The following is a 15,201-nucleotide window of genomic DNA, read 5'->3' as shown; positions in this document are numbered from 1 at the left end:
TCCGGAATTGCGAAAGAAAAAAAGTTCATTTCACGCCGCACCGGCGAGCGTGCCGCAAAAGCCGGCGACATCGGTGACGACCGCCTCGCCAAGGAAGCGCAGCGTCGCCATCGAACGGTCGCGCGCGTCCTTGTTGCCGAAGCCGCAGGCGTCCTCGATGACGACGGCCACAAAGCCGTTGTCGGTCGCCTGGCGTGCCGTCGGCTCGATGCCGATCTCCATGGCGATGCCGGCGAGCGCCACGGCACGTATGCCGCAATCGCGCAGCGCAAAGCCCAGCGCGGTGGCATCGAAGGCCGACATGGTCAGCTTGTCGAACACCGCCTCGTCCGCGCGCGGCGCGAGCTCGGGCACGATCCGCGTCGCTTCGGCATCGCGCGGGAACCAGGGCTCAACCGCATCGGGGTTGTCGCGGCGCTGCCAGGCCATGGCGGTGCGCAATTGCGTGGCGCCCATCCATTTGCTCGGCAGCGAAAGGTGGCGCGTGAACGCCACCCGCATGCCGGCCTTGCGCGCCGCTTCCAGCGCCGTGCCGGTGCGCTCGACGATTGCCGCCGCGCCCTCGACCTGACGGCAGATGCCGATCTGCATGTCGTAGACCACCAGCGCCATGCGGCGCGGGTCGCACCATTCCGCCAGCGCGGTTGGGATTTCGATGCCTTCGCGCGACCGGATCATGCCGCCGTCCGATCCCACGGCTTGGCGATGTCGACGCTCGGGTCGAACAGGAATTCGAGCGGCAGCGGCGCATCGAAGGCGATGAAATGCCATTCCAGCAGCCCGGCCTTGGAGAGCGGGAAATCGTCGGTGTAGCGCATCGCTTCCTCGACGCTGTCGAGCTCGAAGACGATGATGACGCCGCCGACATCGGCGCGCGCGTAATTCTCGCGCACGATGCCCGCCTTCCACAGGCGCCAGACGTTCGAAACCTCGTCGCGCAGATAGGGCTGCAAATCGTCGAGCGTGACGCCGGGCTTGAAATTGTCATAGGCAAGAATCTTCATCGGCCGTTCCTCGAGATTGCTTGTTCGCCCCGTGCAGCGTTCGGCTAGCACGGTGGAAAAGGCAGCGGCAACGAACGACATGGTTCGTTGAACCGGTCTCCTGACAGCGCCTTTGTGCTGGTCGATTTGAGTCTGCTCGCGATTTGAGTCTGCTCGCGATGCGAAATTTCTGAGGCCGGCGGGACAGCACCCCCCTCTGGCCTGCCGGCCATCTCCCCCGCAAGGGGGGAGATTGGATGTCGCGACGGCTTTCGCCAATCATCGACGTTGCAGGAAGGGCGCCGCCGGTGCAACTGCTGATCTCCCCCCTTGCGGGGGAGATGTCCGGCAGGACAGAGGGGGGTGTGAAGGAACTCGACATAGATAATCGATCCTCAACCCCCCTTCTCCTCGACCGCTCGCCGTGAAATTCCATTCCTCCACTCGCCGCCGGATTGGCACGATCTATCTTCTTTCCGAAGGCAAAGGGCTGGAAAAGACGGATCGCGCGATCCGCGAAACCGGAATGGATTCCGGCGGCTCGATGCGCGAGATTGCCGACACCCCGCGTCTGCTTCCGATGGAGCAACCAGATGAGCGAGCAGAGACAACCGGCGCCCGGCGGCGCGGACACCAATCTGTCGAGGCTGCGCCCGCCTTACGCCTCGGTGCTCGACTTGATCGGCCAGACGCCGATCGTCGAGCTGACCAAATTCGACACCGGCAAATGCCGCCTGTTCATCAAGCTCGAAAGCCAGAACCCGGGCGGCTCGATCAAGGACCGCATCGCGCTGTCGATGATCGCCGCGGCGGAGAAGGATGGCCGGCTGAAGCGTGGTGGCACCATCGTCGAGGCGACCGCCGGCAACACCGGTCTCGGCCTCGCCCAGGTCGGCATCCCGAAAGGCTACCGCATCATCCTGGTCGTGCCCGACAAGATGTCGCGCGAAAAGATCCAGCATCTGCGCGCTTTGGGCGCCGAGGTGCGCATGACCCGCTCCGATGTCGGCAAGGGCCATCCGGAATATTACCAGGACATGGCCGAAAAGATTGCCGCAGAATTGCCCGGCGCCTTCTACGCCAACCAGTTCGCCAACCCGGCCAACCCGCTGGCGCATGAGACGACGACCGGCCCGGAAATCTTTTCGCAGCTGAATGGCGATATCGATGCCGTGGTGGTCGGCGTCGGCTCCGGCGGCACGCTCACTGGGCTCGGCCGCTATTTCGCAAAACATTCGCCGAAGACCGAGATGGTGCTGGCCGACCCGGTCGGCTCGGTGCTGGCGCCGCTAATCAAGACCGGCAAGATGGAAGAGGCCGGCAGCTGGACCGTCGAAGGCATCGGCGAGGATTTCGTGCCGCCCAATGCCGACCTGTCGCTGGTGAAAAAGGCCTATTCCATCCCCGACAAGCAGAGCATGCTGGCGGTGCGCGATCTCTTGTCGCGCGAAGGCATCCTCGCCGGCTCGTCCTCCGGCACATTGTTGTCGGCCGCACTTCGCTATTGCCGCGAGCAGACGACGCCGAAGCGCGTCGTCACCTTCGTCTGCGACAGCGGCAACAAATATCTGTCGAAGGTGTTCGACGATATCTGGCTGGCCGAGCAGGGCCTCGCCGACCAGGAACAGCATGGCGACCTGCGCGACCTGGTCATGCGCTCGCCGCGCACCGGCGATATCGTCACCGTCGGCCCGGACGAAAGCCTGCTCAACGCCTATGGCCGCATGCGCCGCTCCGATGTCTCGCAACTGCCGGTGCTTGACGAGGGCAAGCTGATCGGCATCGTCGACGAGAGCGATATCCTGGCCAAGGTCGACGGCCCCTATGACGGCCGCTGGGACCGCTTCAACGGTCCTGTGCGCTCGGCCATGACGTCCAGCCTGCACACGCTGCAGGCCAGCCAGACGCTCGACGCGCTGCTGCCGGTCTTCGACCGCAACGAGGTCGCCATCGTCTTCGATGGCGAGGAGTTCATCGGCCTGATAACCCGTATCGACCTGATCAACCATCTGAGGCGCCGCGCAAAATGACATCGAACGGCAAGAACCGCCTGGCCTTTTCCACCCGCACCATCCATGGCGGCCAGAGCCACGACCCGCTGACCGGCGCGGTGATGGTGCCGATCTACGCCACCTCCACCTACGGCCAGCAGTCGCCCGGCGTGCACAAGGGCTTTGAATATGCCCGCAGCCAGAACCCGACCCGCTTCGCCTTCGAGCGCGCCGTGGCCGATCTCGAAAGCGGCTCGGCCGCCTTCGCTTTCGCCTCGGGCCTGGCCGCGATCGGCACCGTGCTCGAACTGCTCGACAGCGGCGCCCACATCGTCGCCACCGACGATATCTATGGCGGCTCCTTCCGGCTGATGGAGCGCGTGCGCAAGCGCTCCGCCGGCCTGCAAGTCAGTTTTGCCGACTTCACCGATCTGGCGGCCGTCGAAGCCGCGATCCGCCCGGACACCAAGCTGCTCTGGGTCGAAACGCCGACCAACCCGCTGCTGCGCATCGTCGATCTCGAAGCGCTCGCCGCCTTGGCCAAACGCAAGGGCCTGCTCACCGTCGCCGACAACACCTTTTGCAGCCCCTACATCCAGCGCCCGCTGGAGCTCGGCATCGACATCGTGGTCCACTCGACGACGAAATATCTCAACGGCCATTCCGACATGGTCGGCGGCGTCGCGGTGGTCAGCGACAACAAGGACCTCGCCGCGCAATTGAAATTCCTGCAGAACGCCATCGGCGGCATCTCCGGCCCGTTCGACAGTTTTCTCGCCCTGCGCGGCATCAAAACCCTGGCGCTGAGGATGGAGCGCCATTCCGCCAACGGCTTGAAAATAGCGCAATGGCTGGAAACGCGCAGAGATGTCCGCCGCGTCATCTATCCCGGCCTCGCCAGCCACCCGCAGCACGCCATCGCCGTCCAGCAGATGCACGCCTTCGGCGGCATGATCTCGGTCGATCTCGACCGCGATCTTGCCGGGACCAAACGCTTCCTCGAGCGCACCCAGCTCTTCACGCTCGCCGAGAGCCTCGGCGGCGTCGAAAGCCTGATCGAGCACCCGGCGCTGATGACGCACGGCTCGATCCCGGCGGAGAAACGCGGCGCCATCGGCATCACCGATTCGCTGGTGCGGTTGTCCTGCGGGATCGAGGATGGGGATGATCTGATCGCGGATCTGGAGCACGCGTTGGCGGGGTGACGGTCTTGGGGCAGTCGTCGAGTTCCGTCACACCCCCCTCTGGCCTGCCGGCCATCTCCCCCGCAAGGGGGGAGATTGGATGTCGCGACCGCTTTCGCCAATCATCGACGTTGCAGGAAGGGCGCCGCCGGCGGAGCTGCTAATCTCCCCCCTTGCGGGGGAGATGCCCGGCAGGGCAGAGGGGGGTGCTGTCCCGCCAACATCTCATTATGTGTGCCATTGCAGACCGCAGCTTACACTTTACAGTGTGACAACTTGCGATCTCCGGAGGCGTCATGCGCGTGATCGTGTTGGGTGGCGGCGTGGTCGGCGTCACCACCGCTTACCAGCTGCAGAAGGACGGGCACGAGGTCGTCATCCTCGAGCGCCAGCCTCAGGTCGCCGCCGAGACCAGCTGGGGCAATGCCGGCATGATCGCGCCGGGACATTCCTTCGTCTGGTCGTCGCCCAAGGCGCCGATGATCCTCTTGAAATCGCTGGTGCTGAAGGATCAAGCGCTGCGCTTCAGGCTGTCGGCCGATCCCCGGCTCTACAGCTGGTCCTGGCTGTTCCTGATGGAATGCACGGCCGAGAAGGCCCGGCGCAACACGCTGCTCAAGCACCGGCTCGCCGTCTATTCGCAATCGGTCCTGCGCGAGGTCGTCGCCGACGAGCGAATAGAATACGACCTCAACGACCGCGGCATCCTCTATTTCTATCGCAGCCAGCAGGCGCTCGACAAAGGCGTCGAGCATATGCGGCTCTTGGAATCCGACGGCCAGCTGATCAAGGTGCTCGACCGCGACGCCATCGTCGCGCTCGATCCGTCGCTGGCATCGGCGAAGGAAAAGATCGCCGGCGGCATCCATTGCCCGACCGACGAGACCGGCGATCCGGCGAAGTTTACCCGGGCGCTCGCGGCCAGGGTAGTCGAGCGCGGCGGCGAGATCCGCACCGGCACGACCATTACCGGCATAGAGATTTCGGACGACGGCGTCGCCCAGGTGACGACCGACAAGGGCGCGGTCAAGGGCGATGCCTATGTGCTGGCGCTCGGCTCCTACAGCCCGCTGATCGCGAAGACGGTCGGGCTCAGCCTGCCGATCTACCCGATCAAGGGCTATTCGCTGACCATTCCCATCGGCAACCGGCCCGCCCCTCCGACCATCGCCGCGATCGACGAGCACAATCTGGTCGCCGTCTCGCGCTTCGGCGACCGGCTGCGCGTGACCGCTACCGCCGAATTCGCCGGCTACGACACCAGCCACAAGCCGGCCGACTTCGCCTTCATGAAGGGCGTGACCGAGGACCTTTACCCGGAAGGCGCCGATTACGACCGCGCCGAGATGTGGGCGGGTCTGCGGCCGATGACGCCGAACAATCTGCCCGAATTCGGCCAGCGGCGCCTGCGCAACCTCTATCTCAACACCGGGCACGGCCATATCGGCTGGACCATGTCGCATGGCTCGGCCCGCATCACCGCCGACCTGATCGCCGGTCGCAAGCCGGCCATTTCGATGGATGGACTTTTGAACTGAGAGCAGGGTCTCCGCTTCGATCGGGAAAGGGAATGCCATGTCCGCCACTTCAGCCGCCGCGCCGCTTCCCGCCTCCGGGCCCGTGGACCTCGGCGTGCTGCCATCGGAGATCGACGGCGGCCTCGCCTCGCGCGCGGCGATCGGGCTGGCGATCCTCGCCACCGACCAGACGCTGGAGCATGAATTCCGCGCGCTGGTGCGCATTCCGGGCGTCGCCTTCTACGAGGCGCGGCTCTTCAACGACAACGACATCACGCCCGAAACCCTGCGCGCCATGGGCCCGCGCATCGCGCCGACCGTCGACCTCATCCTGCCCTCGATCCCGCTCGATGTCGTCGGCTTCGGCTGCACCTCGGCCACCATGACGCTCGGCGAGGAGGCCGTGTTCGCCGAGATCCGCAAGGCGCGGCCGGGCGTCGCCTGCACCACGCCGGTCACCGGCGCCTTGGCCGCCTTCAAGGCGCTCGGCGTCAAGGGCATCGGACTGCTGACGCCCTATGCGCCCGAGATCAACCAAGGGCTGGTGCGCTATTTCACCGGTCGCGGCCTCGACATATCAGCCGTCGCCACCTTCGACCGCCGCGATGACCGCGAGGCCGCCCGCATTTCGCTGGATTCGATCGAGGCGGCGGCAGAGCGCATGGCTGAGGTGCCGGGGGTGGAAGCGATCTTCATCTCCTGCACCAGCCTGCGTGTCGCCGAGGCGGTGGCGGAACTGGAGCGGCGCATCGGCATTCCGGTCACCTCGTCGAACCACGCCATGGCCTGGCACTGCCTGCGGCTCGCCGGCATCGACGACGTCGTGCAGGCCGGCGGCAGGCTGTTTGCGCTGAAGGCCGGTTGAGCGGCTGGGTTTCGTCGACACATCGCAAACGCTGGAGATTGCTCGAAGCCTTCCCAACCTCGTCATTCCTGGGCGGAGCAGCCGCGAAGCGGCGTCGCGAAGACCCTGGAATCCATTCCGTGACTCTGATCGAAGAATGCAGCGGAGCAGACGTCTGCACCGCAGCAGAGCTTGGATGTCACGGAATGGATCCTCGGGTCTGCGCGTCCGCTTCGCTTCCGCTCCGCCCGTGGATGACGATCGCGATGGGCGTTTCGGCCAATCTCAAGGCTAGTTTGGCCGATGTCGCGCGCCGATCCCCTCGACCACGACACGGATCAGCCGGCCGATGTCGTCCGCGCCGAACGGGAAGCCGGCGAGCGCCGACAGCATCGCCTGGCCATAGATGCCGAGCAGCACCAGCGCCATGAAGTTGGGGTCCTCGTCGGCGCGGATTTTGCCCTGGGCCTGGCCGAGCACGAGGATGTCGCGCACCAGACGCTGGAACGACGGCCGGCCGGTCGGCGGCTCGAGCGATGGGCGCTCGGCCGGCGCCAGCGCGAGTCTGGCCAGCGACGGGTTGGCCAGGCACCAGCCGGCGCTGTCGTTGAGCACATTTTCGAGCTGCGCGAAGACGTCTTCGTTGGCGGCGATGCGGGCGCGGTAGGCCGGATCGGACGCCGCCTCCACCTGCGCGATCAGATGCAGCGCGATCTCTTCCTTGGAACTGAACAGATTGTAGACGGTCTTGCGCGTCAGCCCGGCACGGCGGGCGATCTCGTCCATCGTGGTGGCTTCGAAGCCGAGCTCGCGAAAAGCCGCGTCGGCGGCATCGAGGATCAAGGCGCAGGACCGTTCGGTGCGTTTCAGCATTGCCATCTTTATACACTAGTGTAAATTTACACGTGTGTAAAACAACGCTGGCGGTTATCCACCATGATCCTGCAGCAGTTTGGTCCCGAAATCTGGCTTGCCGATGGACCGGTCGTCACCGCCGCGGCCGGTTTCCACTACCCGACACGTATGGCCGTCATCCGCCTGGTCGGCGGCGGCCTGTTCGTCTGGTCGCCGGTCGCGCTCAGCGACGATCTGCGTGCGGAATTGAGCGAACTCGGCGAGGTGCGCTTTCTGATCCCGCCCAACTCGCTGCACCACGTCTTCCTGGCCGACTGGCAGCACGTCTATCCAGAAGCAAAAGTCTACGCGCCGCCGGGCCTGCGCGAAAAGCGCCCGGACATCCGCTTCGACGGCGACCTTGGCGATAGCCCGATCGCCGAATGGAAGGACGATCTCGACCAGGTGGCGATGCGCGGCAACAGGATCACCACGGAGGTGGTATTCTTCCACCTTCCGAGCCAGACTGCGCTCTTCACCGACCTCATCCAGCAGTTCCGCCCCGGCTGGTTCAAGGGCTGGCGCGCCATCGTCGCTCGTCTCGATCTGATGGCCGCGGCGGAGCCATCCGTGCCGCGCAAATTCCGCCTCGCCTTCATCGACAGGCAGGCGGCTCGGGCTGCCGTTGGGCGCATCCTGGCATGGCCGGTGGAGAACGTGGTGATGTCGCACGGCGAGCCGGTCAGGGGAGACGGCGTCACGTTTCTGCGGCGAGCGTTCGGCTGGTTGCTCTGATTTCAGTTGGCGTTTCCTCGCCCCCACAAAGTGGGGGAGAGGTGGCCGCGAAGCGGACGGAGCGGGGGCAGCGCTGCCCTGTGCGATTAAAGCAGATCATCCCCCCGTTAACGGAATTGGAAGGAGATGTTTAACGCTTCCTCTCTATGCCGCGCCCTGGGCGGCACAACAGAGCGAGCATGATGAACGACAGCCCCGAAAAGCGAAACGAATGGCGTGCCATCTTCTACGTGCAGGCGCGCGTCGCCATCCTGTTTGTGCCGGTTGTGCTCAGCCTTCTCCTCATCGGCATTTTCGCCGGCAATGAGCGTAAATCCGTGCCGGACGCCGTCGATCCGACAGTGACCAGCTCGGTGCGATAAAGCCGGAGACCTTCCGCCGGCTCGCTGCGCAGCCTCAAACGAATTTGGGGATCGGCCCGCTCTGCGGCGTCGTGTCCTCGCCGAGGTCGATGAACACCTCGTCGACAAAGCACCAGCCCCAGCCCTCCGGCGGGTCGTAACCCTCGATCACCGGATGCTGCGTGGCGTGGAAATGTTTTGTCGCGTGGCGGTTGGGCGAGTCGTCGCAGCAGCCGACATGGCCGCAGGTCCGGCAGAGCCTGAGATGCACCCACCAGGAACCGCTTTTCAGGCATTCCTCGCAGCCCAGCGCGCTCGGCGTGACCTTTTTGATGTCCCTGGTGTGCCTGCATTCGTCCATCGCTGGTTCCTCGCCGGTTCGGGCTGATCTAGAGCAATTCCAGGAAAAGTGTCACACGGTTTTCCGTCCGGAATTGCGTCAAAGCAAAGAGATTTATTCGTTCGCCGCGGCGGCGCCGTTTCGCGCCAGATAGGCATGCAATGCCGCGACCACCTGCGCGCCTTCGCCGACGGCGGCCGCGACGCGTTTGGTCGAGCCGCAGCGCACGTCGCCGATGGCGAACACGCCGCTGCGGCTGGTTTCCATCAGCCCGTGTCCCGGCGTCGTGTCCGGCCCGGTGCGCACGAAACCCTTGGCATCCAGCGCCACGTTGCAGTTCGCCAGCCAGTCGGTGTTCGGATCGGCGCCGATGAACAGGAAAAGGTGGTGGATGGCGCGCGTCGTCTCCTCGCCGGTCACCCGGTTGCGCCAGCGCAGCCGCTCGAGATTGCCCTCATGACCCTCCAGCGCCGCGACCTCGGTCTCGGTCAGCACCTCGATGTTGGGCTGCGCCTTGATCCGCTCGACCAGATAGCGCGACATGGTGGCGTCGAGGCTGTCGCGGCGCGCCAGCAGCGTCACCTTGCGCACCTGGCTGGCGAGATAGACGGCGGCCTGCCCGGCCGAATTGCCGGCGCCGACCAGCGCCACCTCTTGGCTTTGGCAAAGCCTGGCCTCGATCGGCGAGGCCCAGTAATGCACCGAGGTGCCCTCGAACTGCGCCAGGTTGGCGATGTCGAGGCGGCGGTAGCGCGCCCCGCTGGCGATCACCACCGAACGCGTGCGCACGCTCTCGCCGTCGCCGATGGCCAGTTGATAGCGGGCGCCGGAAGTATCGTCGGCGGCGCCCAACAGCTTCGCCTCGTCGGGGATCACCATCTCGACGCCGAATTTCTGCGCCTGGTTATAGGCGCGCGCCATCAGCGCCATGCCGGTGATGCCGGTCGGGAAACCGAGATAGTTCTCGATTCGCGCCGAGGCGCCAGCCTGTCCGCCGAAGGCGCGGCAGTCGAGCACGATGGTCGACAGACCCTCCGAGGCCGCATAGACCGCCGCCGCCAGCCCCGCCGGGCCGGCGCCGACGATCGCCACGTCATAGACCTTGTCGGCATCGATCGGCCGCAGCAGGCCGACGCAGCGGGCGAGCTCGTTCTCGCCCGGATTGTGCATCAGCTTGCCGTTCGGGCAGAGCACAATCGGCAGATGGTGCGGATCGACATGGAAACGCTCGATCAGCGTTTTCGCGCAGGGATCGGTGTCGGAATCGAGCGCCCGGTGCGGCAGCCCGCTGCGGCGCAGAAAACCCTGCAGCCGCAGCACGTCGCCATTGCCGGGCGGGCCGATCACCACCGGTCCGCTGGCGCCGCTTTCGAGCAGGCCGACGCGGCGCAGGATCAGCGCCCGCATGACGCGCTCGCCGAGATTGGCCTCCTGCACCATCAGGTCGCGCAGCCGCTGCGAGGGTATGACGATCGCCTCGACCGGCTCGATCGCCTCGGCATTGACCAGCGACGGCCGGTTGGAAAGCTGCGCCAGCTCGCCGATGAAATTGCCGGCGCCATAGCTGACGATCGCCTCGCGCGGCCCGATCCCGCCGGACTGCGTGATATCGACCTTGCCAGACAGGATGAGGATCAGCCCGGGTGAAACCGTGCCGGCGGTGACGATGTGTTCGCCGGCGGCGTAGGCTCTGGCTTCGCCGAAGCGGCGCATGCGTTCGATATCCGCGTCGGTGAGCACGGGAAACATCTGGTCGCGCCGCGCGGTGATGGTCGGGCTGACGGAAGGGGCCATGGCGCGACCGTAGCGTCAGGGGCGCCGGGTTTGAAGCGCTTTGTTGGGGGACTGGCCGGAAGGGGAGGTTTCGCTTTCCACCTTTCGCGCAGCTTGCCCGATACCGCTGCCGGCGGACTGTTCCTCGTTGAAATCAATCCCCGTCGGTGACAGCTGGATCCTGGCGCCCGGTGGGACGCGAAGATGCAGATTGGCTAGCGTGTCGGTTGGTCGGGCTCGTATAGCCGTAGAATTGTGCCACCCTCGTAGGCCGTTGTCGCCAGGACTTTCAGCTTCAGGGCCTGTTCAAGGTCGCGGAACAAGGGTTTCCCGCCGCCGTAGGCAATGGGCTTGGAGATGATTGCATATTCGTCGATGAGCCCGGCTCGGGTAACAGCCTGAGCGAATCCAGCGCCTCCCCATACGACGAGTTCGCCACCCGGTTGATTCTTGAGCGCCGTGATCTCTTGGGCGAGGTCGCCGTTGGCGATGGTTGTGACTGGCCAGTCGGCTTTCTTGAGGGTTCTGGAGAACACAACCTTAGGAATGTTATTCATAGGAGCCGCATAATCGTCCTTCGATGACTGCCAGTAGGGCCCCATTTCCTCATAGCTGACGCGACCCATCAAATGGGCGCCAGCATGGCTGATGCGATCAAGCTTCCATCTTTTGAGTTCAGCAGGCTCCGGCAAAGCGCCGGTTGGAAATCCCTCGGGCGCAACGACGAAGCCGTCAAGCGACATCGTCATGATCAGAACTGTCCTGCGCATTGGCTGCTTCGACTCCCGCGCTTTCATTCGATGGATAACGCGTATCGCGGCCCACCGCGACCGAACCGCTGGTTGACGGTGCCTTTTCGCTTCACGGGTTTGACCAACCGGAAATGCATTGTTGCACACCTTTGTAACACACAAGGGCGAGCGCAATGAATTGGAAAGGCTTATCTTCCCGTTGGCAGTCGGGATGAGATGGTGCCCAGAAGAGGACTCGAACCTCCACTCCTTGCGGAACACGGACCTGAACCGTGCGCGTCTACCAATTCCGCCATCTGGGCTGGTGGGCGCTCATGTAAGCGGGCAAACGATATGTGTCAACGCGGTTTTTTCGTCGGCGCCGGCTCTCTTTGTTCCCGGCGTCGGCGCCGCCCCTCATTGCCCTGCCGGGCATTTCTCCCCGTAAACGGGGAGAAAGAGGCTGGCCGCGGCGTCGGCGCCCCGCTTGCTGCGCCTTAGCCTTCCAGCACGTCCTTCGACGCCACCGTCGAATCGGCGTTAAGCCGGTAGATCACCGGCACGCCGGTGCCGAGCTCGAGCTTGACGATCTCCTCGCCGCTCTTGCCGTCCAGCGCCATGATCAGCGCGCGCAGTGAATTGCCATGGGCGGCGACCAGCACGGTCTCGCCGCGCAGCACATGCGGCTGCACGTCGTGCAGGTAATAGGGCCAGACGCGCGCGCCGGTGTCCTTCAGGCTTTCGCCGCCGGGCGGCGCGATGTCGTAGGAACGGCGCCAGACATGCACCTGCTCCTCGCCCCATTTCTTGCGCGCATCGTCCTTGTTGAGGCCGGAGAGGTCGCCATAGTCGCGTTCGTTGAGCGCCTGGTCGCGGATGGTCTTGAGATCGCTCTGCCCGACCACGTCGAGGATATGCTGGCAGGTCTTCTGCGCCCGCTTCAGCGCCGATGTGTAGGCGATGTCGAATTTCAGGCCGCGCGCCTTGAGCTTCTCGCCGGCGGCGAGCGCTTCCGCATTGCCCTGTTCGGTCAGGTCGACATCGCGCCAGCCGGTGAACAGGTTCTTCAGGTTCCATTCGCTCTGGCCGTGGCGCACGAGCACGAGAGTTCCCGACATGTTTGCTCCTTAGAGATTTTGTGGAAGGGCCGTTCTCAGCTCAGGCCGAGCACGTCCCGCATGGAATAGAGACCGGGTTTCTTGCCGCGCGCCCAGAGCGCCGCCTTGACGGCGCCCCGCGCAAAAATCGCTCGGTCCTCGGCATTGTGGGCCAGCGTGATGCGCTCGCCGGTGCCGGCAAGGATCACGCTGTGGTCGCCGACCACCGAGCCGCCGCGCAGCGTGGCGAAGCCGATCGAACCGGCCTTGCGTACCCCGGTATGGCCGTCGCGCACCCGCACGCTGTTGTCCCCGAGATCGATGCCGCGCCCTTTTGCCGCCGCCTCACCGAGCAGCAGCGCCGTGCCGGACGGCGCATCGACCTTGTGCCGGTGGTGCATTTCCAGGATCTCGATGTCGAAATCCTCCGGGTCGAGCGCCTTCGCCGCCTGCTCCACCAGCACCGCCAGAAGATTGACGCCGAGGCTCATATTGCCGGATTTCACGATGGTGGCATGGCGCGCGGCAGCGGCGATCTTGGCATTGTCGTCGGCCGAGCAGCCGGTCGTGCCGATGACATGGACGATGCGCGCCTGCGCGGCATAACCGGCGAATTCGACGCTTGCCGCGGGCGCGGTGAAATCGAGCACGCCGTCGGCCTTGGCGAAGGCCGGCAGCGGATCGTCGACGATCGGCACGTTGATGATGCCGATGCCGGCGAGCTCACCGGCATCCTTGCCGAGATGGGCCGAGTCCGGCCGTTCGACCGCGGCGGCGACACACGCGCCGGGCATGGTGTGGATGGCGCGGATCAGCGTCTGGCCCATGCGGCCGGCGGCGCCCACCACCACCAGGCCCATATCGCCGGATTCACTCATGCGCTTCTCCTGACGGTCTTCTTGGCGCGGCTGCGCGGCGCCGGAGTTTGGCCCGAAGTCTGGCTTGCCTTGGCGTCGTCGACAAGCCCCAGCCCCTTCTTGCCCTGAATCCGGTGGAAGCGGGCATAGATGGAGTGCGGATCGGCCATCAGCGTCGCATGCGTGCCTTCCTCGACCAGCCGTCCCTCTTCCAGCACGATGATGTGGTCGGCATTGACAACCGTCGACAGCCGGTGCGCGATCACGATCGTCGTGCGGCCTTCCATGACATGGGTGAGCGCCTCCTGGACGCGCGCCTCGGCCTCGTTGTCCAGCGCCGAGGTCGCCTCGTCGAGCAAAAGGATCGGCGCCTGGCGCACGATGGCGCGCGCGATCGAGACGCGCTGGCGCTGGCCGCCGGACAGCGTCGAGCCGCCTTCGCCGACCGGTGTGTCGTAACCTTTCGGCTGTTGGCGGATGAACTCGTCTGCCGCCGCCAGTTTCGCCGCCTGCTCGACCTCGGCGTCGGTCGCGGAAAGCCGGCCGTAGCGGATGTTGTCGCGGATCGTGCCCTCGAACAGATAGGGCGCCTGCGAGACATAGGCGATCGCGCTGCGCAGCGAATGCTTGGTCACCTTGGCGATGTCCTGGCCGTCGATTTCGATCGAGCCCTGGTCGACGTCATAGAAGCGCTGCAGCAGCGCCACCATGGTCGACTTGCCCGCGCCCGAAGCGCCGACGATCGCCGTCACCTTGCCGGCGGCGGCTGTGAAGCTCAGCTCCCGCAGCACCGGCATGTCGGCGCTGTAGCCGAACGTCACATTGTCGAAGCGCACCTCGCCCGTGGTGATCCTGGCCTCGACGGCGTCGGGCGCGTCGCTCTGTTTCGGCTCGAGGTCGAGCAGCTCGTAGATCATGCGCGCATTGACCAGTGCGCGTTCCATGCCGACCTGGGTGCGCGCCAGGCGTCTTGCCGGGTCGTAGGCCAGGATCAGCGCGGTGATGAAGGAAAACACCGCGCCGGGCGGCTGCCCAAGAAACAGGGCACGGTAGCCGGAATAGGCGAGCACGGCGGTGATGGCGAGGCCGCCGAGAATCTCCGAAATCGGCGACAGCCGCTCCGCGACCCGGGCGATCTTGTTGTTACGCTGCTCGGCCGTGTCGGCCATGGCGCCGATGCGGCGCGCCAACTCGTCCTCCAGGGTGAAAGCCTTGACGATGGCGATGCCTTGCGTGGCCTCCTGCACGGAGCCGTTCAGCCGCGAATTGATCAGCACGGATTCCCGGTTGATCTTGCGCAGTCGGCGGGTGATGTAGATGACCGCCCAGATCAGCGGCGGCCCGATCAGCAGCGAGCTCAGCGACAGCACCGGATCCTGGTAGATCATGACGCCGACGAGGGCGACCAGCGAGACAGCATCGCGGCTGATGGAGGTCAGCGTCAGCGACAGCAGATCGCGAACGCCGCCGACATTCTCGTTGACCTGCGCCGACAGCCGGCCCGAACGCGTATCGTTGAAGAAGTTGACGCCGAGCTTCATCAGATGGTCGAAGCTGCGCTTCTGGTAGCGCGCGACCAGATTGTTGCCGATTTTCGCCAACGCCACTGCCTGGCCGTAACCGGCAAAGCCGCGCAGCACCGAGGCTCCCATGAAACCGGCACAGATCCAGACGATCATGTCGCCGCGCCGTTCGACGAATATCTCATTGATCATCGGGGCCATGATCCACGCTGTGAAGGCGGTGGTGCCTGAAACGATCAGCAGGCAGACGACGGCGACGACATAGGTCCAGCGATATTCGCTACCGTTCTCAGCCAGGATGCGGCGCAGCACCGCCCTGACCTCAGTGGGCTGGACCTTCAGTTTGAGTGGGGTTTGAACAGTCAAATCAGGGGCGCTTCGTGGTTGTCCG

Annotated in this window: 15 protein-coding genes and 1 tRNA gene; 6 read left to right on the top strand and 10 right to left on the bottom strand. The window is 65.1% G+C overall.

Annotation, left to right across the window (positions count from 1 at the left end):
* Positions 1-30 precede the first annotated feature (30 nt).
* On the bottom strand, positions 31-678 hold the full coding sequence (locus KVT37_RS22035; protein ID WP_217576961.1) for a cysteine hydrolase: 648 nt from the start codon (positions 676-678) through the stop codon (positions 31-33).
* Complete coding sequence (locus KVT37_RS22030) at positions 675-1,004, bottom strand: hypothetical protein (RefSeq protein ID WP_217576959.1); 330 nt, start codon at positions 1,002-1,004, stop codon at positions 675-677. Before KVT37_RS22030 ends, KVT37_RS22035 begins: the two co-directional genes overlap by 4 nt.
* 572 nt (positions 1,005-1,576) lie before the next feature.
* On the opposite strand from KVT37_RS22030, the gene KVT37_RS22025 reads away from it, so the two are divergent.
* From KVT37_RS22025 to KVT37_RS22010, 4 genes are all read left to right on the top strand, one after another.
* The gene (locus tag KVT37_RS22025; protein WP_217576957.1) at positions 1,577-3,013 is read left to right on the top strand and encodes a pyridoxal-phosphate dependent enzyme; all 1,437 of its coding nucleotides are present in this window, start codon (positions 1,577-1,579) and stop codon (positions 3,011-3,013) included.
* Positions 3,010-4,179, top strand: coding sequence for a PLP-dependent aspartate aminotransferase family protein (locus KVT37_RS22020; protein ID WP_217576955.1), 1,170 nt, complete (start codon positions 3,010-3,012; stop codon positions 4,177-4,179). The genes KVT37_RS22025 and KVT37_RS22020 overlap by 4 nt, the downstream gene beginning before the upstream one ends.
* A gap of 275 nt (positions 4,180-4,454) precedes the next feature.
* Positions 4,455-5,696, top strand: coding sequence for a D-amino acid dehydrogenase (locus KVT37_RS22015; RefSeq protein ID WP_217576953.1), 1,242 nt, complete (start codon positions 4,455-4,457; stop codon positions 5,694-5,696).
* 37 nt (positions 5,697-5,733) lie between these two features.
* Complete coding sequence (locus KVT37_RS22010; protein WP_217576951.1) at positions 5,734-6,540, top strand: aspartate/glutamate racemase family protein; 807 nt, start codon at positions 5,734-5,736, stop codon at positions 6,538-6,540.
* A gap of 270 nt (positions 6,541-6,810) precedes the next feature.
* On the opposite strand, the gene KVT37_RS22005 is transcribed toward KVT37_RS22010, so the two are convergent.
* Positions 6,811-7,392 carry a TetR/AcrR family transcriptional regulator gene (locus KVT37_RS22005; RefSeq protein ID WP_254634188.1) on the bottom strand — a complete coding sequence of 194 codons (582 nt, stop codon included), beginning with the start codon at positions 7,390-7,392 and terminating at the stop codon, positions 6,811-6,813.
* Between the two features lie 63 nt (positions 7,393-7,455).
* On the opposite strand from KVT37_RS22005, the gene KVT37_RS22000 reads away from it, so the two are divergent.
* Both KVT37_RS22000 and KVT37_RS21995 read left to right on the top strand, forming a co-directional pair.
* Complete coding sequence (locus tag KVT37_RS22000; protein WP_217576947.1) at positions 7,456-8,148, top strand: DUF4336 domain-containing protein; 693 nt, start codon at positions 7,456-7,458, stop codon at positions 8,146-8,148.
* 179 nt (positions 8,149-8,327) lie between these two features.
* Complete coding sequence (locus KVT37_RS21995) at positions 8,328-8,510, top strand: hypothetical protein (protein WP_112128832.1); 183 nt, start codon at positions 8,328-8,330, stop codon at positions 8,508-8,510.
* Between the two features lie 34 nt (positions 8,511-8,544).
* Here the strand turns inward: KVT37_RS21995 and KVT37_RS21990 are convergent, their stop codons facing one another.
* The 7 genes from KVT37_RS21990 to KVT37_RS21960 form a co-directional block, all read right to left on the bottom strand.
* Complete coding sequence (locus KVT37_RS21990; RefSeq protein ID WP_217576945.1) at positions 8,545-8,850, bottom strand: UBP-type zinc finger domain-containing protein; 306 nt, start codon at positions 8,848-8,850, stop codon at positions 8,545-8,547.
* 93 nt (positions 8,851-8,943) lie between these two features.
* On the bottom strand, positions 8,944-10,623 hold the full coding sequence (locus KVT37_RS21985) for a cyclic nucleotide-binding domain-containing thioredoxin-disulfide reductase (RefSeq protein ID WP_217576943.1): 1,680 nt from the start codon (positions 10,621-10,623) through the stop codon (positions 8,944-8,946).
* Positions 10,624-10,817: 194 nt separating this feature from the next.
* Positions 10,818-11,351 (bottom strand): dihydrofolate reductase family protein, encoded by a 534-nt coding sequence (locus KVT37_RS21980; protein ID WP_217576941.1) that lies wholly within the window; start codon positions 11,349-11,351, stop codon positions 10,818-10,820.
* 220 nt (positions 11,352-11,571) lie between these two features.
* Positions 11,572-11,656, bottom strand: a tRNA-Leu gene (locus KVT37_RS21975).
* Between the two features lie 174 nt (positions 11,657-11,830).
* A complete protein-coding gene (locus KVT37_RS21970; protein ID WP_217576939.1) occupies positions 11,831-12,451 on the bottom strand; it encodes a 2,3-bisphosphoglycerate-dependent phosphoglycerate mutase in 621 nt (206 codons plus the stop codon).
* Positions 12,452-12,486: 35 nt separating this feature from the next.
* The gene (gene dapB / locus KVT37_RS21965) at positions 12,487-13,308 is read right to left on the bottom strand and encodes a 4-hydroxy-tetrahydrodipicolinate reductase (RefSeq protein WP_217576937.1); all 822 of its coding nucleotides are present in this window, start codon (positions 13,306-13,308) and stop codon (positions 12,487-12,489) included.
* Positions 13,305-15,176: an ABC transporter ATP-binding protein gene (locus KVT37_RS21960; RefSeq protein WP_217576934.1), complete on the bottom strand. Its 1,872-nt coding sequence runs from the start codon at positions 15,174-15,176 to the stop codon at positions 13,305-13,307. The genes dapB and KVT37_RS21960 overlap by 4 nt, the downstream gene beginning before the upstream one ends.
* Positions 15,177-15,201: the final 25 nt, after the last annotated feature.

Origin of the sequence: Mesorhizobium sp. GbtcB19 (genome assembly GCF_019091085.1) — a bacterium.
Taxonomy (GTDB): Bacteria; Pseudomonadota; Alphaproteobacteria; order Rhizobiales; family Rhizobiaceae; genus Mesorhizobium.
Note: the sequence above shows the minus strand (reverse complement) of the source record. Positions and strands in the feature narration are given on the sequence as shown.

Coding starts and splice junctions, on each gene's coding strand:
- dapB (WP_217576937.1), bottom strand. CDS start 13,308: ATGAGTGAATCCGGCGATATGGGCCTGGTGGTGGTGGGCGCCGCCGGC.
- KVT37_RS21990 (WP_217576945.1), bottom strand. CDS start 8,850: ATGGACGAATGCAGGCACACCAGGGACATCAAAAAGGTCACGCCGAGC.
- KVT37_RS21980 (WP_217576941.1), bottom strand. CDS start 11,351: ATGACGATGTCGCTTGACGGCTTCGTCGTTGCGCCCGAGGGATTTCCA.
- KVT37_RS21985 (WP_217576943.1), bottom strand. CDS start 10,623: ATGGCCCCTTCCGTCAGCCCGACCATCACCGCGCGGCGCGACCAGATG.
- KVT37_RS22025 (WP_217576957.1), top strand. CDS start 1,577: ATGAGCGAGCAGAGACAACCGGCGCCCGGCGGCGCGGACACCAATCTG.
- KVT37_RS22030 (WP_217576959.1), bottom strand. CDS start 1,004: ATGAAGATTCTTGCCTATGACAATTTCAAGCCCGGCGTCACGCTCGAC.
- KVT37_RS22000 (WP_217576947.1), top strand. CDS start 7,456: ATGATCCTGCAGCAGTTTGGTCCCGAAATCTGGCTTGCCGATGGACCG.
- KVT37_RS22005 (WP_254634188.1), bottom strand. CDS start 7,392: ATGCTGAAACGCACCGAACGGTCCTGCGCCTTGATCCTCGATGCCGCC.
- KVT37_RS22020 (WP_217576955.1), top strand. CDS start 3,010: ATGACATCGAACGGCAAGAACCGCCTGGCCTTTTCCACCCGCACCATC.
- KVT37_RS22010 (WP_217576951.1), top strand. CDS start 5,734: ATGTCCGCCACTTCAGCCGCCGCGCCGCTTCCCGCCTCCGGGCCCGTG.
- KVT37_RS22015 (WP_217576953.1), top strand. CDS start 4,455: ATGCGCGTGATCGTGTTGGGTGGCGGCGTGGTCGGCGTCACCACCGCT.
- KVT37_RS22035 (WP_217576961.1), bottom strand. CDS start 678: ATGATCCGGTCGCGCGAAGGCATCGAAATCCCAACCGCGCTGGCGGAA.
- KVT37_RS21970 (WP_217576939.1), bottom strand. CDS start 12,451: ATGTCGGGAACTCTCGTGCTCGTGCGCCACGGCCAGAGCGAATGGAAC.
- KVT37_RS21995 (WP_112128832.1), top strand. CDS start 8,328: ATGATGAACGACAGCCCCGAAAAGCGAAACGAATGGCGTGCCATCTTC.